Source organism: Limnobacter humi (genome assembly GCF_024518835.1).
Classification (GTDB): Bacteria; Pseudomonadota; Gammaproteobacteria; order Burkholderiales; family Burkholderiaceae_B; genus Limnobacter; species Limnobacter humi.
In genome coordinates this window covers 73,569-93,803 of sequence record NZ_JANIGO010000002.1, presented here as the reverse complement: position 1 = coordinate 93,803, position 20,235 = coordinate 73,569, and the positions used below count along the sequence as shown (strand labels likewise).

The window sequence follows — 20,235 nt, the reverse complement described above, 5'->3', positions numbered from 1 at the left end:
AGACCATGAACATCGAACGAATCCGAGCCCTGCGCGGCCCCAATCTGTGGAGCAAAAACACCAGCATCGAAGCGCTGGTGTTTTGCGAAGAAAATGAACGCCTGCTGGACCGGTTTGCCAGCATTGAAGCCCGCGTGCGGACGGCCATACCTGGCATTGGTGCACTGCGCGCCACCGGACTTGAACTCAGTAACCTGGCACTGGCTCATATTCTGGGCAAGGTGGCGTTGCGACTTCAGGTTGAGGCTGGTTCTCCGGTTACTTTTTTTCATGTGGCGGACAACCTGAACAGCGGCTATTTCCGGGTGGTCGTGCAATATGAAGAAGAGGAGCTGGGCCGCGCAGCCATGGATGAGGCTTTTGCCCTGATTCAGGCCGAACTCAAGGGCGAGCATTTTGATACCGCCGCGTCCATTGCCAAACTCAAAGACCTGTACGAAGACGTCAAGTTAGGCCCCAGCACGGGTTCCATCATCAATGCAGCCATTCGACGCGGGATCCCGGTGCGTCGACTAACCCAGGGCAGCCTGGCACAACTGGGTTGGGGTTCCAAGGCTCGCCGCATCCAGGCTGCAGAAACCGACAGCACCAGCGCAATTTCGGAAGCGATTGCGCAGGACAAAGACCTGACCAAACAAATTCTGGCTGCAGCCGGTGTGCCTGTTCCGCGCGGTTTTTTGTGCCCCACATTCGAAGAAGCCCTGGATGCATTTCGCAAACTGAACCGCAAAGACATCAACAAGGGCGTGGTGGTCAAACCCAGCGACGGCAACCAAGGCAAGGGTGTGACGGTGAACATTCTGGATGAAGACCATCTGCGGATTGCTTGGGATGCAGCCAAACCCTATGGCAGCGGCATCCCCATGGTCGAAGAATTCATTCCCGGCCATGACTATCGCTTCTTGGTGGTGGGTGGGAAACTGGTGGCTGCCGCGCGTCGCGAACCACCGAATGTCATTGGTGACGGAAAACACACCATCGCCGAGTTGATTGCGCTTGAAAATAAAAACCCGCTGCGGGGTGAAGGCCATGGCAGCGCACTGAGCAAACTGCGGCTGGATGACATCGCGAAAGCACGAATCGCCAAACAGGGTTTTACAGCCGATTCCATTCCGGAAGCTGGCACAAGGGTGGTATTGCGCAACAACGCCAACCTCAGCACCGGTGGCACTGCCACTGACGTGACTGACAATGTTCACCCTGAACTGGCGCAAATGGTGATACAGGCTGCACAACTCATCGGTATCGATGTGTGCGGTGTGGATGTGGTGTGTCAACGGGTGGATGAATCTCTGGAGGCTCAAGGCGGTGGCATTGTTGAGTTAAACGCCGCGCCAGGCTTGCGAATGCACCTGGAGCCATCGATTGGCAAGGGTCGGGATGTGGGCCAAGCCATGATTGACTTTATGTTTGCGCCCGGCGAAACAGGCCGAATACCCATTGTGGCCGTTACAGGCACCAACGGAAAGACCACCACCGTGCGGCTCATTGAACAAATTTTGCGTTACCACAATTTGCGGGTGGGGTTCACAGGTACGGAGGGCGTTATTGTCAATGGCCACCTGGTGGACACGGGCGACTGTAGCGGCCCCCGCAGCGCGCTAAAAGTGTTGATGCACCCCGAGGCGGATGCAGCCGTGCTCGAATGTGCGCGTGGCGGCATGTTGCGGGAAGGCTTGGGCTTTGACATGTGCGATGTCGGCATCGTGACCAACATCGGCGAAGGCGACCATTTGGGTCTGAATTTCATTGACAGTGTTGAAGACCTAGCCCTGCTCAAGAGTGTTCTGGTCCAAAACGTGAAGCCGGGTGGTCTGTCGGTGCTGAATGCTGACGACAAACACACCGTGGCCATGGCCAAACTGACACCTGGTCGGGTACTGTTTTTCACCAGCAACCCGGAAAACACTGTGGTTGCTGCGCACAAAGCCAAGGGCATGCCGGTGATTGTGCACGACGGGCGTGTGGTCCATGTCAGCCATGATGGGCTGGAAGAAAACATCGACCTGGCCGATGTACCCCTAACCAACCATGGGCTGTTTACCTTCCAGGTTCACAACGTCATGTGTGCAATCGGTGCTGCTTTGGGCCTGAACGTGCCATTCGAGACCATTCGAGCAGCCCTGGCCACTTTTCAGTCCACACCCGACACAGTGCCCGGCCGCTTCAATTTCTTCGATCACAAAGGCGCTTCGATCATTGCAGACTACGGACACAATCCGGATGCAATCGCCAGCTTGGTCAATACATTGAAAAACGTGCCGGCCAGCCAACGCACGGTGGTCATCAGCGCCGCTGGCGACCGACGCGATGTGGATATCATCGAGCAGGGACGAATTGTGGGTGGCTTTTTCGACCACATTATCCTGTATGAAGATGCGTGCCAACGAGGCCGACCAGACGGAGAAACGCTCGCGCTGCTGCAACAAGGCATCGCACAGGCAGACGCCACAACGCCACCCAATGTCATGGAATTGCGAGGTGAATTCAACGCCATCCAAACAGCGTTGGACAAGGCCTCATCGGGTTCGCTGGTGTTGGTGTTGATTGACCAGGTGAACGAAGCCTTGGATTACCTGAAGCAGCACACCATCCCAGCCAAACGGGCGGCGTAAAGCGGCCATGCCGTTCAGACTGCCGCGCAGCTTGATCGGTCATCAGCGCACGCGCCAGGCCAATGCCCAGTTGGGCATCTACCTGGCGGCTGTGGCGGGTGCCATCAATGCTGGCGGCTTCTTGGCTGTTCACCAATACACCAGCCACATGACCGGTGTGGTGTCCTCCCTGAGTGACGCGTGGGTTCTCGGCCAACACACGCTGGTGTTGGCCGGTGCCGCATCCTTGGTATCGTTTCTGCTGGGTGCCATGCTGTGTGCCATCCTGGTCAATTTCGCTCGAAAAAGACGGCTCACCAGCGAATTTGCCATCCCGTTGGCCTTGGAAGCGCTTCTGCTGCTGTGCTTTGGTGTTTTGGGTGGCCGCCTGGATGACTATGAACGTTTCTACATTCCACTGACAGCCGCCCTGCTCTGTTTCTTGATGGGCTTGCAAAACGCCCTGGTCAGCAAGCTGTCCAAATCGGAAATTCGCACCACGCATGTTACCGGCATTGTGACGGACCTCGGTATCGAGTTGGGCAAGCTGCTGTACGTTAACCGGACAATGCATGCAAGCACACCCGCAGTGCGCGCAGACCGTAACAAGCTTCGCTTATTGGCAGGCCTGCTGACCGGTTTTTTTGTGGGTGGTCTGGCTGGTGCCTGGGGCTTCAAGCAGTTTGGCTACATCACCACCGTGCCCATTGCAACATCGCTGATGTTGGTGAGTTTGCTGTCTATTTGGGACGATGTCCGCAAACAATTTCGCCGTCCACCCCTGTAGATCGCGCTGATCAGCCTGTGGTTTTCCAAACAGTGTAAGGTTTGTCATCCCGGGTTTTCACGGTTTGGTCCACTTCTTCAATGTACACATCACGGTCTTTCACACCAAAAATTTCCGTGATGCTCAAGCCTGCCAAACCAAACCCCGTACCCACATCGATGTAGCCGGCGGCCCAGTCCCGAATAATGCCTTTCGAATCCACCTTGAAGTACGTGGCCATGCGCATCTTGGTCTCTACGCCAATCGGCTCACCGCCACCAGCCATGTCGAAAATACTGCCTTTGCCGCGCCGATCGGTCAGGTGTTTTTTCACAGTAAATCCGCCTGCCAGTTTTTCCTCGCCAATCAGTGGTCCGTAGGTTCTGGGGTTTTCAATCACCGTGTTATAGGACTGCCCGATGTTGCTGTCCAGCTTGCCGGAAATCAACGACATGCCCGCCGATTTGGCCATGGAAGTACAAGCCACATTCAAACCCAGCGTTGTCAGCAGGAGAGCCAACAGTAAAGCGCGTACTGCCGTTACAGATTCTTTCATGGTGTGCCTGCATGTCGGGATAACTTCGCCAATGTACTGCTGGCAAACCCAAGTCGACCATCATCAGTAAAGCGTAGTCATTTTGATTACATCAAGCGGATGATTTCCCGCCATAAGCGGTGACGCATAGTATCCAAAGTGGATATTGGTATACGGAACAATTCATGCACACACCCTTGAAACACACGAGCGCCGCGGTGCTGCTTTTTGCAACCGCAGCCTGCGCCACCATCACCCAAGGCACCAAACAGACACTGATCTTCAAGATGGACCCCGACAACACGGTGTGTAGCCTTACCCGCGTTGATGACGGGGAGCTGGGCACAGTGTCAAAGCAGAACAATTCAATTGTGGTTAGCAAAGACAAAGACGACATCATTGCCCTGTGTACGGCGCCTGGCTATGACTCACAAACCATCAAAGTCGTGAGTCACGCCAGTTCTGCTGGCGTGGCCAGCGGTATTCTCGACTTGGGCATTACCGACCTGGCCACTGGCGCCATGTTTGTGTATCCAGATGAGATTCGTGTCAACCTCAACAAGGCCGGTCAGACCTCGCCCAAAGCGCCGAAATATTCAGCGCCGTTATAAACCCTCAGGTGAGCGATGGTGCATCGAACTTTGAATTCAAACAAAAACCCCGAACAACGTTGACCACGCAACATTGAATCGGGGTTTTTGGGTGTTCACTGGCGGAGACGAGAAGATTCGAACTTCCGATACCCTTTTGGGGTATGCTCCCTTAGCAGGGGAGTGCCTTCGACCACTCGGCCACGTCTCCGTAAGACCGTGGATTATACACGGTTTGCGGCTGATTACCAGCCAAAGCCCCTTTTGGGGGCTTAAATTCAGGCGGCCTGTTTGTCCAGACCAAAAGCCTTGTGCAAAGCACGCACAGCCAGTTCCATGTACTTGTCTTCAATGAGCACAGACACCTTGATTTCCGAGGTTGAAATCATCTGGATATTGATGCCTTCATCAGACAGAGTTTTGAACATCAGGCTGGCCACACCCACATGCGAACGCATGCCGATGCCCACAATCGAGACCTTGCACACATTGGTGTCGCCGGCCACTTCACGTGCCCCAACCGCACCCTGGATTTTGTTTTTCAACAAGTCCATGGTTTTGTTGAATTCGTTGCGGTGTACCGTGAAGGTGAAGTCGGTGGTGCCATCTGAACCCTGGTTCTGGATGATCATGTCCACGTCAATGTTGGCGTCGGCCACCTGCCCCAGAATTTGATACGCCACACCGGGTTTGTCGGGAACACCGCGGATGGTAATTTTGGCTTCATCACGGTTGAAGGCGATACCGGAAACAACGGCCTGTTCCATATGTTCATCTTCCTCAAAAGTAATCAGGGTGCCGGACTTCATTTCTTCAGCCAGCGGAATATCGGGATCGGTCAGGCTGGACAGCGTGCGGGTGGGCACACGGTATTTGCCAGCGAATTCCACCGAGCGAATTTGCAACACCTTCGAGCCCAAAGAGGCCATTTCCAGCATTTCTTCGAAAGAAATCACCGTCATGCGTCGGGCTTCGGGCACCACGCGTGGGTCGGTGGTGTAAATGCCATCCACATCGGTGTAAATCAGGCATTCAGCGGCTTTCAATGCAGCAGCAATCGCCACGGCCGAGGTGTCCGAGCCACCGCGACCCAGCGTGGTTTGGTTGCCCAAGCTGTCAATGCCCTGGAAACCCGTGACGATGACCACCTTGCCGGCGTTCAACTCGGCACGGATACGCGCATCGTCAATCGACTCAATGCGGGCCTTGGTGTAGGCGCTGTCGGTTTTGATGGGCACTTGCCAGCCTGAAAAACTGATGGCTTCCAGGCCTTGGGCTTTCAAGGCCATGGCCAGCAACGCCACCGAGGCTTGTTCACCGGTGCAGCACAGCATGTCCAACTCACGGGGATCGGGCTCTGCCTGAATCTCCTTGGCCAGGCCAATCAAGCGGTTGGTTTCGCCGGACATGGCAGACGGAACCACCACCATTTGATGGCCAGCGCGGTGCCACTTGGCCACTCGACGGGCCACATTTTTAATGCGCTCGGTGGACCCCATGGAGGTACCACCGTATTTGTGTACGATCAATGCCATGTTGAGTGCATCCTGCACAAATAAAAAGCGCGAACCATTTCGCGCTTTGATTTCAAAGTGTTGTGTATTTTACAACAAGGAATGACACAGAACTGACAAACCTTGTTGGTCCCGAGTTGAATTCAAACGCTGACTGAATCGCTGCGGATTGCCTGGCTGCTTATTGGTTCGCAGAGTACCCCAAGTTCATTTGCAATCCACCCGATTCCTGAACCTCCGGATGCTTGCGCATGTATTCAAGGCGGTCTAGGTATTCGGCCGTGATGTCGCAAGTGATGTAATGGCCGTCAAAACAGCTCGCATCAAACACCGTCATCGTGGGGTTCAAGTCGGTGATGGCGCGTTTCATGTCTTCGATGTCTTGATAGAACAAGGCATCTGCACCAATCTCGTCACAAATCTCCTGGTCACTGCGGCCGGAGGCGATCAACTCATCGCGAGTCGGCATGTCAATGCCGTACACATTGGGAAATCGCACCGGTGGCGCCGCGGAGGCAAAAATCACTTTTTTGGCGCCGCTTTCTCGGGCCATCTGGACAATCTCACGGCTGGTGGTGCCGCGGACAATCGAGTCATCCACCAGCAACACTGTTTTTCCGCGGAATTCCACCGAGATGGCATTAAGCTTTTGCCGCACACTTTTTTTGCGCACAGCCTGACCCGGCATGATGAAGGTACGGCCGATGTAGCGGTTTTTGATAAACCCTTCCCGATAGGGCACGCCAATCTGGTTGGCCAATTCCAGCGCCGCCGGGCGGCTGGAGTCGGGAATGGGCATGACCACATCGATTTCTTGGGGGTCCATGGCTGCCTTGATTTGATCAGCCAGGTATTCACCCATTTTCACCCGGGCTTCGTACACGGACACACCGTCAATCACCGAGTCTGGGCGAGCCAGGTACACGTACTCAAAAATACACGGGTTCAGGGAATGCTTTTCGGCACATTGCTGAGCAGAAATATTGCCTTCCATGTCCACAAAAATGGCTTCACCCGGTTCAATGTCGCGAACAAACTCAAAACCCAGGCCTGCCAATGCCACCGACTCGGAAGCCAACATGTATTCCGTGCCCTGCTCCGTTTCAATCTTGCCCAGCACCAGCGGGCGAATGCCATATGGGTCTCGGAAGCCCAACAACCCATAACCCGCGATGAGTGCCACGCAGGCATAAGCGCCACGCACCCGGCTGTGCATGCCAGCCACGGCTCGGAAAATCGTCACTGGATCAAGGTTGTAGCCCGACGCCTTGGATTGCAGCTCGTGGGCCAACACGTTCAACAACACCTCAGAGTCCGAATTGGTGTTGATGTGGCGGCGATCATTCTTAAACAGTTCGGCCTTCAGGCGTTCGCTGTTGGTCAGGTTGCCGTTGTGGGCCAACACCAAACCATACGGCGCATTCACATAAAAAGGCTGAGCCTCTTCAGAGCTGGCTGCTGAACCGGCTGTGGGGTAACGCACGTGGCCAATGCCCATGTTCCCGGGCAACGAACGCATGTTGCGGGTTCTGAACACGTCCCGAACCAGGCCATTGCCTTTGAACATTGAAAATGCATTGCCATGGGCAGTGGCGATGCCCGCAGCATCCTGCCCCCGGTGCTGCAACAACAGCAAGCTGTCGTAGAGCATTTGATTGACTGGAGAAAAACCGGCTATACCGACTATCCCGCACATTGAACTCTCCTAGTAGCGAACCCACTTGGCCACGGACTCCGGCAAATGCGGCTTGATGGTGCGCATTGCATCTTCGGCATACGGGGACAATCGGGCATCTCGCCAAAACGGTTGCTTGGGCAAGCTTGTAAAACCCGCGCCTGTAACCAGCACCAACACAATAAACAAACCACGCGCAAAACCGAACAGCACACCCATGCCGCGGTCTGCAAAACCCAAACCCGCCGCCGACACAATTCGGCCCAGCAGCGCAATGAATATGGCCCCCACGACCATGGCGGCAAAAAATGTGGCAGCGCATCCAATAAGTGCTTTCATCGGCTCAGTCAGGCCTTCCACCCAAGCCATGTGCACAGCCATGTCGGCACCATATTTATTGGCCAACCAGAACGCGATCACCCAGTTGGCCAGCGAGAGCACTTCTTTCACCATGCCACGGAACAATCCCAACACCATGGACAAGGCAATCATGGCCAACACCATGTGATCAAACACGGTCAACCCGTGCAACCAGTCGCCCACGGCGCCGCTCACTGCACCACTCTCCCGGAATAACCGGCAGCGCTCAATTTGGATTTCGTGGCATCGGCTTTGTCTTGGCCGCTGAGTGGCCCAACACGCACGCGGTACACCGTGGAGCCATTGCTGCTGGTGCTCTCAATGCGTGCCGAAAAACCTTTTCCGGAAAGCTCTTGCTTCAGGCTTTCCGCTCGGGCCTTGTCGCCCACGGCCGCCACTTGTACCCAGAACACCTCATCGGCAAACTTGGCAATCAAATCATCGCCAGCTTTGGCCGTGCTTTTGCTGTCTTGCTTGGCGCTGGACTTGCTGTCGGTTTTCACTTCCGATTTGGGATCCACTTTGGACACTGGTTTGTCAGGCGTCTTGTCGTCCACCTTGGACGCGGCTTTGGACTCCAACTTTGGCTCCGGCTTCACAGCGGGCTTTGGTTCGGGTTTGGGTTCGGGTTTGGGCTCGGGTTTTGCTGTGGCCACTGGAGGAACCACCAAGGGCTCCACTTCATCAGCTGGCGGAATGGGCGCGCTATTGGTACCAGTCACACCGTGGCCGGCTGCTTTGTCAGATTTTTCGACAGGCTTGCTGGCCGCTTTTGATTTCAGATCGGCAGAAATGTCAGACGAGGGTCGATCGGGTACCACCAGTTCTACTTTGCTCGGTGTTTGCGCCGGTTCATTTTCCACCAACGCCGGCACCACGATGACAGCAGCCAAGAACAGGGCGATGGCCCCCACCAGACGTCGCCGAGCCCTGCGCTTCAGTTCATCAACGGGATCGTTGTTGACTCTGTTTTTGGCAGTCGAACGCGAATTGGAAGCCACCGGCACCTCGTTGAATGATCAAGCAGGACGTTTCCGTAGCTGTTCTCGCGCTTGCAGCGCTTGCGCAACCGTCAGGAATGACCCGAAAACCAGAATTCTATCATTCGCAGACACTGCCTTTGAGAGCACGGTGTACGCTTGCGCCACGCTGTCGTAGGTCTGAACGGTTTTGTCGGGTGCCTGTTTGGCAATACCCCCCTTGCCCAGCGCCTCTGCGTTTGCTGCCCAATCAAAGTTGACGGCATCAACACCCGCATTTTGGAGGGAAACCTTTAATTCTTCAGCGGTCCGCCCGCGGTCGCCTTCCAGGGTCACCAAGTGCCAATGGTCGATGCGGTCTTTCAAGGCATTCACCACCGACTCGGCGTCTTTGTCGCCCAACATGCCAAAAATGCAATGCGTGTAGGGAAAGAAGCCCATGTTGTCCAGACTTTCGCGCAAATGGGCCGCGGCATGCGGATTGTGCCCCACATCCAGCACGACGGTGGGTTGACCCGGCAACACCTGGAAACGACCTGGCCATTCCACCAGCAAAAAACCCTGTCGAATAGACTGGGCTGGCACATGCAAACGGTCACGTACGCTTTCCAGGGCGGCCAGGGCGGCCGATGCATTCAACAATTGGTTGGCACCGCGCAATGCAGGGTATGCCAACGCCCCCCGCCGAATATTGCGTCCGCCGTACGCCCATTGCTGCTTGTCGCCGCTGTAGTTAAAGTCTCGGCCGAACAGCCAAAGGTCCGCACCGATGGCAGCGGCATGGTTGATCACACTCTGGGGGGGCGCGGGATCACTGACAATGGCTGGTTTTCCAGATCGGAAAATTCCTGCTTTCTCGCGACCAATGCTTTCACGGTCGGGCCCCAGGAAAGCCATGTGATCCAAATCAACACTGGTGCAAATCGCGCAGTCCGGGTCAAACACATTGACGGCGTCCAGCCGACCGCCCAAGCCCACTTCGAGAATCACCACGTCCAGTTGGCGTTTCGCGAACAACCACACAATCGCCAATGTCGAAAATTCAAAATACGTGAGGGATACTGTCCCAACACCCTGCCCTTGCCGTGCATCTTCGACCACTTCAAAGGCGCGCACCAAGTCAGCCTCGGCGACTTCTTGCCCATTGATGCGTGCCCGTTCTGTGAAACGCAGCAGGTGAGGCGAAGTATACATACCCACCTGATAACCAGCCTGCACTGTAATGCTTTCCAGCATGGCACATGTGGAGCCCTTGCCGTTGGTGCCAGCCACCGTGAATACCACACCACCCAATTGGATATTCAATCGGTCCTTGACGGTTTGAACCCGCTCCAACCCCATGTCGATGGACTTGGCATGAATGGATTCCAAATAGACCAACCACTGATCGAGGCTGGCACCATTGACGGGGCGTGCTGCGGTTGACGTTACCGGAGTACTGCTGGAACTATTCACTGAATCCTCAAAAGCAAACGCAATAAATCACTCAACTTGTTCTTCATCTCACGGCGGTCCACGATGCAATCCACCGCACCTTTTTCCATCAAAAACTCGGCCCGCTGGAAACCTTCCGGAAGGGTCTGTCGCACCGTTTGTTCAATCACGCGCGGCCCTGCAAAACCGATCAATGCTTTGGGCTCAGCAATCACCACATCACCCAAGAAAGCAAAACTGGCTGATACGCCCCCCATGGTCGGGTCGGTCAACACGGACAGGTAAGGCAGCTTGGCTTGGGACAACTTGGCCAACATGGCGGACGTTTTGGCCATTTGCATCAACGAACCCAAGCCCTCTTGCATGCGTGCACCACCCGATGCCGTGATGCTGATAAACGGCACCTTTGCATCCAGCGCAACCTGAACGCCGCGACAAAACCGCTCACCCACCACCGAACCCATGGATCCGCCCATGAACTCGAACTCAAAGCAGGCAATCACCACATCCAGACCGTTCATGGCGCCCTTCTGCACCACCAGGGCATCGGTCTCGGAAGTCGCCTCCACCGCATCTTTCAAGCGTTGTGGATAGGGCTTGCTGTCCCTGAATTTCAAGGAATCGATGGGGACCACCTCTTGGCCGATTTCAAGCCGTTCGTCGTTGTCAAACAGCAAGTTCAAGCGTTCACGCGCATTGATGCGCATGTGATGACTACAGGCCGGGCACACCATTTGGTTATTGGCCAGATCATTGGCGTACAACACGGCATCGCAAGCTTCGCACTTGGCCCAGAGCCCTTCAGGCACTGTTTTTTTGGGCACATCACTGGGCCCTTTGGTGGAAATTCGCGGTGGGATGATTTTTTCTAACCAGCTCATGTTTGCAGGTCCTTGCTTGGGTTTGACCGACGATCAAACCAGTTTCTGAGGATAACGGGCAGGATCTGGCGCCCTGTCCCGGTTTTATTCACGGTTGAATGCAAGCCTTGAATTGCGCATCCAGAGCGGCCCGAATGGGCGCAATGAACTCGCCAGCCAATCGGGCAGCATCGGCCGGCTGCCCCGCTTCCAACGTTTGAATCAGTGCGGAACCAATCACCACTGCATCGGCCGACTCCGCCACACGGCAGGCCGAGGCTGCATCCCGAATGCCAAACCCAACACCTACCGGCACTTGGGTGTGCTGGCGAATGGTTGGCAATTTGGAGCTGACCTCTTGGGTGTTCAGGTTTTGAGCCCCGGTCACACCTTTCAGTGACACGTAATACACATAACCACTGGCTGCTTTGGCCACTTTTTCGATGCGTTCATCCGACGAGGTGGGCGCCAGCAGAAAGATGGGATCCAAACCTGCTGCTCGAAGGTGTTGTGCGAAATCGATGGACTCTTCGGGCGGATAGTCCACCACCAGCACACCATCCACCCCAGCCTCCTTGGCCGCAGCCACGAAGGCCTGCTGCCCCATGCGTTCAATGGGGTTTGCGTAACCCATCAGCACAATCGGCGTGTGGGTGTTGGTTTGGCGGAATTCACGCACATAGTCGAGAATTTTCCGGGTGCTGATGCCTTTGGCCAACGCACGCTCGCTGGAGCGTTGAATCACGGGACCGTCGGCCATGGGATCGGAAAACGGAACCCCCAACTCGATCACGTCTGACCCAGCATTGGCCAGTGCATGGAGCACAGCCACAGTTTGGGATGGGTCTGGATCACCACCGGTGACAAAGGGCACCAAGCCCTTGCGGCCCTGTTTTTTGAGTGTGTCAAATACGGATTGAATGCGCGACATGGCGTTACAGTTCAAGGCTTGCAAGCGGTGCCCGATGGCCCGCCGCAGTTGTTTTGGTGACCCGTTTTGCAATCTGGATGGCAGTAAAACTCAGCGCCACTCATGCGGGCAACGGTGTGCATGTCTTTATCGCCACGCCCGGATAGATTGACCAGAATGATTTTGTCCTCGGGCAGCGTCTTGGCCAGCTTGGCTGCATAGGCCAACGCATGGCTACTTTCCAGGGCCGGGATAATACCCTCGATGCGGCAACAGTTGTGAAATGCCTCCAGGGCCTCGCTGTCGGTGATACCCACATATTCAGCGCGGCCAATGTCCTTCAACCAAGCATGCTCGGGACCAACACCGGGATAATCCAGGCCTGCGGACACGGAATGGGTTTCAATGATTTGACCGTCGTCACTTTGCAGCAAATAGGTGCGGTTGCCATGCAGCACACCCGGAGTACCTGCCTGCAGCGACGCGGCGTGGCGACCGGTTTCAATGCCCTCTCCGGCAGCCTCAACGCCAATCAAGCGGACTTGTTCCTCGTTGATGTAGGGGTAGAAAATGCCCATGGCATTGGAACCACCACCCACACAGGCCAGAACATAGTCCGGTTGGCGACCCACCAAAGCGGGCATCTGCACCAAACACTCTTTGCCAATCACACTTTGGAAATCACGAACCAGCATGGGGTATGGGTGCGGCCCAGCCACAGTGCCGATGATGTAGAACGTGTCTTCCACATTGGTCACCCAGTCACGCATGGCCTCGTTCAATGCATCTTTCAGGGTTTTGGAACCGGAAGTCACCGGAATAACCTCGGCCCCCAGCAATTTCATGCGGAATACGTTTTGGGCCTGACGGGCCACGTCTTCCTGCCCCATGTACACCACGCATTTCATGCCATACCGAGCCGCAACTGTGGCCGTTGCAACACCATGTTGGCCTGCGCCAGTTTCTGCAATCACGCGGGGCTTGCCCATGCGACGGGCCAGCAGTGCTTGCCCAATGCAGTTGTTCACCTTGTGAGCACCCGTGTGGTTCAAGTCTTCGCGCTTGAAGTAAATTTGGGCACCACCCAGCATCTCCGACCAGCGCTTGGCGTGGTAGATGGGGCTTGGACGGCCAACAAAGTATTTCAGCTCATGTTCAAATTCAGCCAGAAATACCGGATCGTTCTGGTAGTGCGCGTAGACAGATTTCAATTCTTCCAGAGCATGCACCAATGTCTCTGACACAAAGGTGCCTCCATACGGCCCAAAGTGGCCGCTTGCGTCCGGGAAGTCGTAGGGTTTGTTCATGGTCACTGCTCAATTGGGTCGTTGGCGGACAATCCTGTCCACTGGTTTGGCTGCGGTTTCAACCACCGTGTTGGGCGTTCATGTCGGCGGCTTGCACAGCTGCACAGAACCGGGCAATTTTGCGGTGGTCTTTTACCCCGCGAGCCGATTCGATACCACTGGACACATCCACGCCGTAGGGCATGACGGCCCGAATGGCTTGGCCGACATTCGCATCATCCAACCCTCCGGATAATACCAAAGCCTGCTTCAATGCGCCGGGTTTGGGCAGCAAAGACCAGTCAAAACTGTGACCGGAACCACCATAGGCCTCACTCCAGGAGTCCACCAACAACGCCTGCGCAGACTGGTACATGTCCGATGCCTGCATCAAATCCGTATCGGCCTTCATGCGGATCGCTTTAAGGTAGGGGCGGTTGAACTGCTCGCAAAACGATGGGGGTTCGTCGCCATGAAATTGCAGCAATACCTGAGGAATGGCCTGAATCACCTGCCGAACCACATCCAGCTCGGGATTAACGAACAACACCACCGGCGTTTGCCAGGCCCCCAAATACCGGGCCAGGCTGGCAGCCTGCTCGACCGAAACATGGCGCGGCGATGGTGGGTACATCACAAAACCCACCGCATCCGCACCGGCCTGTACGCAAGCCTGCACTGTATCGGGCGTTTGCAGTCCACAAAGTTTGATGCGCGTTCTCATGGGTTGAAGTCCAACTGGGCTGGATTGAATAAATCAGCTATGCCAAATTCAGGCGGATATTCCACTTCCCACAGCGTCAAGCCGGCAGCAGACGCTGTTTTGGCGCCTTGACTGCGATCCCTGGCGCTCAACACTGTTTGCATCCACGCCAGTGGTTGGCGGTGCATGCCAATCTCGAACAGCGCACCCATGATGTTACGGACCATGTGGTGCAAAAAAGCGTTTCCGTGAATTTCAACATAGCAGTGGTCACTACATTCCACAAGCGATACCCGATGGAGTGTTTTAACCGGGCTTTTGGCCTGACACTGTGCTGCACGAAATGATGAGAAATCATGAGTACCCACCAGCATGGCTGCAGCCGATTGCATTCGCAGCAAGTCCAATGGGTAATGCATCCAAGTCATGTGGGTTTTAAACGGGTCCCGCACTGGCGATGCATAAAAATAATACCGGTACATTCGAGAAATGGCCGCATATCGCGCGTGAAAGGGTTCACCCAAATATTTGGCACCGGCTACCACCACTGTGCCAGGTAGGTGGTTATTCACGCCCTTGACCCAAGCGCTCAAAGGGCGGTGTACCGACGTATCAAAATGAACCACCTGCTGACGTGCATGGACTCCGGCGTCGGTTCGACCAGCACAATGAATCACTGGTCGCTCGCCACAAATTGCTTCCAGTGCGTTCAGCAGTGTGTCTTGAACCGTGTTTCCATGGGTTTGAGTTTGCCACCCTTCAAATGAATGCCCGCTGTACCGCAGGCCCAACACCACCCGGTTCATATCAACCCAAAGTGTCTAGCAATGCTTTGGCTTTCTTGACCTGATCAGCGTCACCTTTCTTGATGATTTCATGCAGCAACTCCTTGGCACCATCGGCATCACCAATCTCGACATAGGCACCCGCCAGGTCCAGTTTGGTGGCCACCTCTTGCCAGGTGGCATCATCCAATTTGGGTTGATCGACGTCCAGATCCAAATCGGCCATGGCAGCTTCCAGGTCTTTCGGAAGTTCAGCCACTGGTGCCTCGGCGGGGTTTAATGGCTCATCATCCAGAAAGTCTGGGTTGATCGCCGTTTCATCGACCACAATGGGATTGGACCTCAAAGCCTCGATCTCGGATTGGGCCGCTGTTGCACCGGTCGACAAAGCATCCAGATCATCCAGAATGGACGAGGAAGCCGGCTCGGATATCGCAGCGCTCTGGTCTTCCGGGAAATCCAGTTTCACCTCACTGCTGAGGGATTCGGGTTCGGCCATGGCCTGCGCTGAAGCCTGACCCAAATCTGGAATCGATTCCTCAATGACCATGGGCTGAACGGGCTCTTCCGCCGCTTCAGCCACTTTGAAATCAGGCACCGGTGGAACCGCCGTCGTTGCGTCAACCGGCTCGGTACTGGCCAATAGTTCATCCAGGTCAAACGCGTCGTCAGCGACTTTTTCCAAGGCGCCAACAGGCGGATCTTCAACAGCGGGGCTTGCCTGGGCAGCGTCCTCGGCGATCAGATTTTCAAAGTCGGGCTCACGTTCCACAAACGGTTCCGGTTTGATGCGACTGCGCCACACCAACAACCCCACCACCGCTGCCACCACAGCCCCTGCACCACCCAGCAACCAAGGAATCAAGTTAAATGGCTGTTCAATAGTCGCCACAGGCACCGGTGCAGCTTTCGGAGGTTCTTCTTTCTTGGTTTCGGGTGGAAGCACTGCAGCAGACTGCACAGGTACTTCAACGGCAGGCTTGGTCGTTTCTGCGGTTTCGGCAGTTTTATCCGTGGGCTGCTCGGCTGGCTGTTCAGTCGCTGTTGCCAGCGCTTGGGCCTGACCAGGGGCTTTGGCGGCAACCTGATCTTTCTGCATGTCGATCAACTTTTGAAGATCAGAGACATTTTTTTCCAGAAGCGCAATGCGTTCGTTGGCCTCTGCCAGCGCCTTGTTTTTGGCTGTTAATTCCTCGGCATTGGCATCGGCGACTCTGGCTTGGCCACCCGGTGCAATCTTGAGACGATCCTCTTTGGATGCAGCTGCAGCATCCACCGGTGCTTTGGATTCAATTTTTCCGACACTGCTGTTGGTGGCTTGGGTCGATTGATCGGCCACCGCCAACAAGCCCAACTGGCGCGCATACCGAGAGTACACATCGCGGCCATCATTGTTGGCCAGCACCAGCAGTGCCTCACGTGGGGACTTTGCACGCAGTGCTGCCTTGTTGGGTATGCGCAGCTGCGCGCCCTCTTTCACCAGGTGCACACTGTTGCCGATAAAGGCATCCCGATTGGCCTCATAAATGGCGGCCATGGCTTGGTTGAGGGTGACCCCCGAACCAGTCAGACTTTGCGCAATCTCTGACAATGTTTCGCCCTTTTTCACCACACGAGCCCCACCATCGGCTACTTGGAGTTCAGGCTTTGCGGGCGCAGACTCAGGCTCAGTGCCCGCATTTTTTGGCGCCGGCGCTGCAACGGGTGGCAATGTTTGTGGCGGCCGGATTTCAGGAATTGCCGGCGTTTTGGATGCGGGGGCCTTTCCCTCCGCGACGCTGAAGGTGTACTCGCGGGCGACTCGGCCACCCGCCCAGCTCAATTCGATTAAGACGTCCAGAAAACCAGCCGGCAAGGGCGAATCGGCGGTAATTCGAATGAGCGCACCATCAGTCTTGCCACTGTCCTTGACTTCAAACTTAAGGGTCGACAATTTGGGATCCAGCACCAGGCGCGCAGCCTTGAATGCTTCCGGGGAAGCCAGTTTGGCCTGCAAACCGCTGCGCTCCTCAGGGCGAAGGCTTTCAATTTGTATTTGCGCAACAAAAGGCTCGGTGGACGATGACAGGACTTCCAACTTCCCCAATTGGGCTGCCTGCAAACCCGTGCTCAGCAAAAGTCCAGCCATCAGAAACGGCAATGTCTTTGTTGTAATGTGCCTCACCCGATCACTCCATGAAATAAAAAGGGCACGCTGCCTGCGTGCCCTCTTATGGTACTTGAACTTCAGCCACACACGCAGGCCCCCAAATGCACTGTTGGCAAGGTGTGTGGGCATTGACCCGTTCAGCGCTCAATCAAAATACGCAACATGCGACGCAGTGGCTCTGCTGCACCCCACAACAACTGGTCTCCCACGGTGAAGGCGCTCAGGTAATCACCGCCCATGGACATTTTTCGCAAACGGCCCACCGGCACATGCATGCGGCCAGTGACAGCAGCCGGCGTCAAGTCCTTCATGGAGGCCTCGCGCTGGTTGGGTACGACACGCACCCAGTCGTTGGCCTTGGCCAGCATGTCGTTGATTTCATCCAGCGGCACGTCTTTTTTCAGCTTGATGGTTAATGCTTGTGAGTGGCAGCGCATCGCACCAATGCGCACACACAAACCATCCACTGGAATGGAACCAGGTTGCCCAGCCACTTTGCCCAAAATCTTGTTGGTTTCAGCAGCACCTTTCCATTCCTCTTTGGACTGGCCATTGCCCAGGTCTTTGTCAATCCAGGGAATCAGGCTGCCACCCAGTGGCACACCAAAATTGGCGGTTGGGTATTCCGGTGAGTTGATGTGCGCAGCCACCTGGCGATCAATGTCTAAAATAGCAGAGGCCGGGTCGGCCAATAAACCACCCACCTTGCTGTGGATGCTGCCCATTTGCGCAATCAGTTCACGCATGTTTTGCGCACCCGCACCCGACGCGGCCTGGTAGGTCATGGAGGTCAGCCACTCCACCAGATTGTTCTGAAACAGACCGCCCAGCGCCATTAACATGAGGGAGACTGTACAGTTGCCCCCCACGTAATTCTTGACACCCTTGGTCAGACCATCCTTGATCACGTGCATGTTGACCGGGTCCAGAATGATGATGGCATCGTCTTTCATGCGCAGGCTTGAAGCTGCATCAATCCAGTAGCCATTCCAGCCCGCCTCGCGCAGTTTGGGAAACACCTCGTTGGTGTAGTCACCCCCCTGGCAAGTCAGTATCACGTCCATTCGCTTCAGGGCGTCGATGCTGTTGGCGTCCTGCAAGGGGCCTGCACCGCTGGCGAAGGCCGGGGCCTTGCCACCCGCATTGGACGTTGAAAAGAACACAGGCTCGAAATGAGCAAAGTCGTTCTCTTCCTGCATGCGCTGCATGAGGACCGAGCCCACCATACCACGCCAGCCTACCAAACCCACTTTCAACATGATTACTCCAGGTCTTGATCTTGAATACGTTTACTGTCGAGCCAGCGCGGCCACAATGGCGTCACCCATGCCGCTGGTTCCGGTGCGTTCCTTGCCTTCGCGCCAAATGTCGCCGGTGCGCGGGCCACTGGCCAGCACGGTTTGCACGGCCTTCTCGATACGGGAAGCATACTCTTCCAGTCCAAAGGTGTAACGCAGCATCATGGCTGCGGACAGCACAGTGGCCATGGGGTTGGCCAGGTCTTTTCCAGCAATGTCCGGGGCCGAGCCGTGGATCGGCTCGTACAAGCCAAAATTTGATTCATTCAGGGAGGCGGATGGCAACATGCCAATCGAACCCGTCAACATCGAGGCCTCGTCTGACAAAATATCGCCAAACAGATTACCCGTCACGATGACATCGAACTGCTTGGGGTTTTTCAGCAACTGCATGGCGCAATTGTCGACGTACATGTGGCTAAGTTCTACATCGGCATACTCTTTGCCAACTTCAGTCACCACATCACGCCAAAACTGGGTAGTTTCCAGCACATTGGCCTTGTCAACCGAGCACAGCTTGCCACCACGCTTGCGGGCAGCCTGAAACGCCACATGGGCAATTCGGCGGATTTCCGTTTCTGCGTAGCGCATGGTGTCAAAGGCTTCACGTTCACCTTTGAAGGGGCCATCTTCTGCAATGCGGTGCCCACGTGGCGTGCCGAAATAGATATCGCCCGTCAATTCGCGAACAATCAGAATGTCCAGTCCAGCCACCACTTCAGGTCGCAGGGTTGACGCATCGGCCAGCTCGGAATACACCATGGCTGGGCGAAAATTGGCAAACAGGTTCAGCGCCTTGCGAATACCCAAAATGGCCTGCTCAGGGCGCAGGTGGCGTGGCAAAGTGTCCAGGGAAAAATCACCCACCGCCCCAAACAGCACCGCATCGGACGCTTGGGCCAGTGCGACGGTGCTCTCGGGCAGCGGAACACCCGTGGCACGGTAGGCGGCACCACCAATAAGCGCATGCTCAAATTCCACCTGCAGGCCATCGGTTTTCAGGGCTTCCAGCACTTTGACGGCTTGAGCAGTGATTTCAGGGCCGATGCCATCTCCGGGCATCACAGCAATTTTCAGGGTCATTCGGTTGCTCTATTTAAATATTCCACATCAATACCTTACAAGTTAATTTGAAAGTATTGTCTTCATTGGATGGTGTTGGCCAACCAAGGTTGTTCAGCCAGTCGGCGGGCCTCATAGGCCTTGATCTCGTCTTTGTGTTCCAGAGTCAGACCGATGTCGTCCAGCCCATTCATCAAGCAGTGCTTGCGAAACGGATCCACCTGGAACCCAAAGCTGTGCTCACCAACGCTCACGGTCTGTTTTTCCAAACTAACCGTGATTTGGATGCCGGGTTGTTTGGCAATCTCAGCAAACAAAATACCCATTTCTTCTTCTTTTAAAACAATGGGTAATAGTCCGTTCTTAAAGCAATTGTTGAAGAAAATATCTGCGTAGCTAGCCGACACAATGGCTTTGAAACCATACTGTTGCAAGGCCCATGGCGCATGTTCGCGGGAAGAACCACAACCAAAATTCGGCCCTGCCACCAGCACCGTTCCGCCCTGAAAAGCAGGCTGGTTTAATTCGAAGTCCGGATTCAATGGGCGCTTGGTGCAGTCCATGCCCGGTTGACCCTCGTCCAGATAACGCCAGCCGTCGAACAAGTGCTCACCAAACCCGGTGCGCTTGATCGACTTGAGGAACTGTTTGGGAATAATGGCATCGGTATCGACGTTGGCGCGGTTCAACGCCACAGCGATTCCGGTGTGGGTGACAAATTTATCCATGGCCTA

18 protein-coding genes and 1 tRNA gene are annotated in these 20,235 nt (G+C 55.5%); 3 read left to right on the top strand and 16 right to left on the bottom strand.

Annotation, left to right across the window (positions count from 1 at the left end):
- Window positions 1–5: 5 nt before the first annotated feature.
- Both cphA and NQT62_RS05395 read left to right on the top strand, forming a co-directional pair.
- Window positions 6–2,615, top strand: coding sequence for a cyanophycin synthetase (gene cphA, locus NQT62_RS05400; RefSeq protein ID WP_256763640.1), 2,610 nt, complete (start codon window positions 6–8; stop codon window positions 2,613–2,615).
- 7 nt (window positions 2,616–2,622) lie between these two features.
- A complete protein-coding gene (locus NQT62_RS05395) occupies window positions 2,623–3,381 on the top strand; it encodes a YoaK family protein (protein ID WP_256763639.1) in 759 nt (252 codons plus the stop codon).
- A 10-nt stretch (window positions 3,382–3,391) separates the two neighbouring features.
- Here the strand turns inward: NQT62_RS05395 and NQT62_RS05390 are convergent, their stop codons facing one another.
- Entirely contained in the window at window positions 3,392–3,916 is a 525-nt protein-coding gene (locus tag NQT62_RS05390) for a hypothetical protein (protein WP_256763638.1), read from the bottom strand.
- A gap of 164 nt (window positions 3,917–4,080) precedes the next feature.
- Here NQT62_RS05390 and NQT62_RS05385 point away from each other — a divergent pair, with 164 nt between their 5' ends.
- On the top strand, window positions 4,081–4,506 hold the full coding sequence (locus NQT62_RS05385) for a hypothetical protein (protein ID WP_256763637.1): 426 nt from the start codon (window positions 4,081–4,083) through the stop codon (window positions 4,504–4,506).
- Between the two features lie 99 nt (window positions 4,507–4,605).
- Here NQT62_RS05385 and NQT62_RS05380 read toward each other — a convergent pair.
- The 15 genes from NQT62_RS05380 to leuD all read right to left on the bottom strand — a co-directional run bounded on the left by NQT62_RS05380 (window position 4,606) and on the right by leuD (window position 20,229).
- Window positions 4,606–4,696: transfer RNA gene (locus tag NQT62_RS05380), tRNA-Ser, on the bottom strand.
- 67 nt (window positions 4,697–4,763) lie between these two features.
- Window positions 4,764–6,020 carry an aspartate kinase gene (locus NQT62_RS05375; protein ID WP_256763636.1) on the bottom strand — a complete coding sequence of 419 codons (1,257 nt, stop codon included), beginning with the start codon at window positions 6,018–6,020 and terminating at the stop codon, window positions 4,764–4,766.
- A gap of 160 nt (window positions 6,021–6,180) precedes the next feature.
- Window positions 6,181–7,695: an amidophosphoribosyltransferase gene (gene purF, locus NQT62_RS05370; RefSeq protein ID WP_256763635.1), complete on the bottom strand. Its 1,515-nt coding sequence runs from the start codon at window positions 7,693–7,695 to the stop codon at window positions 6,181–6,183.
- Window positions 7,696–7,704: 9 nt separating this feature from the next.
- Entirely contained in the window at window positions 7,705–8,229 is a 525-nt protein-coding gene (locus tag NQT62_RS05365) for a CvpA family protein (protein WP_256763634.1), read from the bottom strand.
- Window positions 8,226–9,035, bottom strand: coding sequence for an SPOR domain-containing protein (locus NQT62_RS15505; protein WP_256763633.1), 810 nt, complete (start codon window positions 9,033–9,035; stop codon window positions 8,226–8,228). Before NQT62_RS15505 ends, NQT62_RS05365 begins: the two co-directional genes overlap by 4 nt.
- A gap of 18 nt (window positions 9,036–9,053) precedes the next feature.
- Window positions 9,054–10,469, bottom strand: coding sequence for a bifunctional tetrahydrofolate synthase/dihydrofolate synthase (folC, locus tag NQT62_RS05355; protein WP_256763632.1), 1,416 nt, complete (start codon window positions 10,467–10,469; stop codon window positions 9,054–9,056).
- Window positions 10,466–11,329, bottom strand: a complete 864-nt coding sequence (gene accD / locus NQT62_RS05350) for an acetyl-CoA carboxylase, carboxyltransferase subunit beta (protein WP_256763631.1) — start codon at window positions 11,327–11,329, stop codon at window positions 10,466–10,468. Before accD ends, folC begins: the two co-directional genes overlap by 4 nt.
- 88 nt (window positions 11,330–11,417) lie before the next feature.
- Window positions 11,418–12,239, bottom strand: a complete 822-nt coding sequence (trpA, locus tag NQT62_RS05345; RefSeq protein ID WP_256763630.1) for a tryptophan synthase subunit alpha — start codon at window positions 12,237–12,239, stop codon at window positions 11,418–11,420.
- A gap of 11 nt (window positions 12,240–12,250) precedes the next feature.
- Window positions 12,251–13,525, bottom strand: a complete 1,275-nt coding sequence (trpB, locus tag NQT62_RS05340; protein WP_256763628.1) for a tryptophan synthase subunit beta — start codon at window positions 13,523–13,525, stop codon at window positions 12,251–12,253.
- A gap of 58 nt (window positions 13,526–13,583) precedes the next feature.
- Window positions 13,584–14,228 (bottom strand): phosphoribosylanthranilate isomerase, encoded by a 645-nt coding sequence (locus NQT62_RS05335; RefSeq protein WP_256763626.1) that lies wholly within the window; start codon window positions 14,226–14,228, stop codon window positions 13,584–13,586.
- On the bottom strand, window positions 14,225–15,013 hold the full coding sequence (gene truA / locus NQT62_RS05330; RefSeq protein WP_256763625.1) for a tRNA pseudouridine(38-40) synthase TruA: 789 nt from the start codon (window positions 15,011–15,013) through the stop codon (window positions 14,225–14,227). Before truA ends, NQT62_RS05335 begins: the two co-directional genes overlap by 4 nt.
- 1 nt (window position 15,014) lies before the next feature.
- Window positions 15,015–17,120 (bottom strand): motility hub landmark protein FimV, encoded by a 2,106-nt coding sequence (locus NQT62_RS05325; RefSeq protein ID WP_256763624.1) that lies wholly within the window; start codon window positions 17,118–17,120, stop codon window positions 15,015–15,017.
- Between the two features lie 158 nt (window positions 17,121–17,278).
- Complete coding sequence (gene asd, locus NQT62_RS05320) at window positions 17,279–18,397, bottom strand: aspartate-semialdehyde dehydrogenase (RefSeq protein ID WP_256764413.1); 1,119 nt, start codon at window positions 18,395–18,397, stop codon at window positions 17,279–17,281.
- A gap of 33 nt (window positions 18,398–18,430) precedes the next feature.
- Window positions 18,431–19,516 carry a 3-isopropylmalate dehydrogenase gene (gene leuB, locus NQT62_RS05315; protein WP_256764412.1) on the bottom strand — a complete coding sequence of 362 codons (1,086 nt, stop codon included), beginning with the start codon at window positions 19,514–19,516 and terminating at the stop codon, window positions 18,431–18,433.
- Window positions 19,517–19,584: 68 nt separating this feature from the next.
- Window positions 19,585–20,229, bottom strand: a complete 645-nt coding sequence (gene leuD, locus NQT62_RS05310) for a 3-isopropylmalate dehydratase small subunit (RefSeq protein WP_256763623.1) — start codon at window positions 20,227–20,229, stop codon at window positions 19,585–19,587.
- Between the last annotated feature and the right edge of the window lie 6 nt (window positions 20,230–20,235).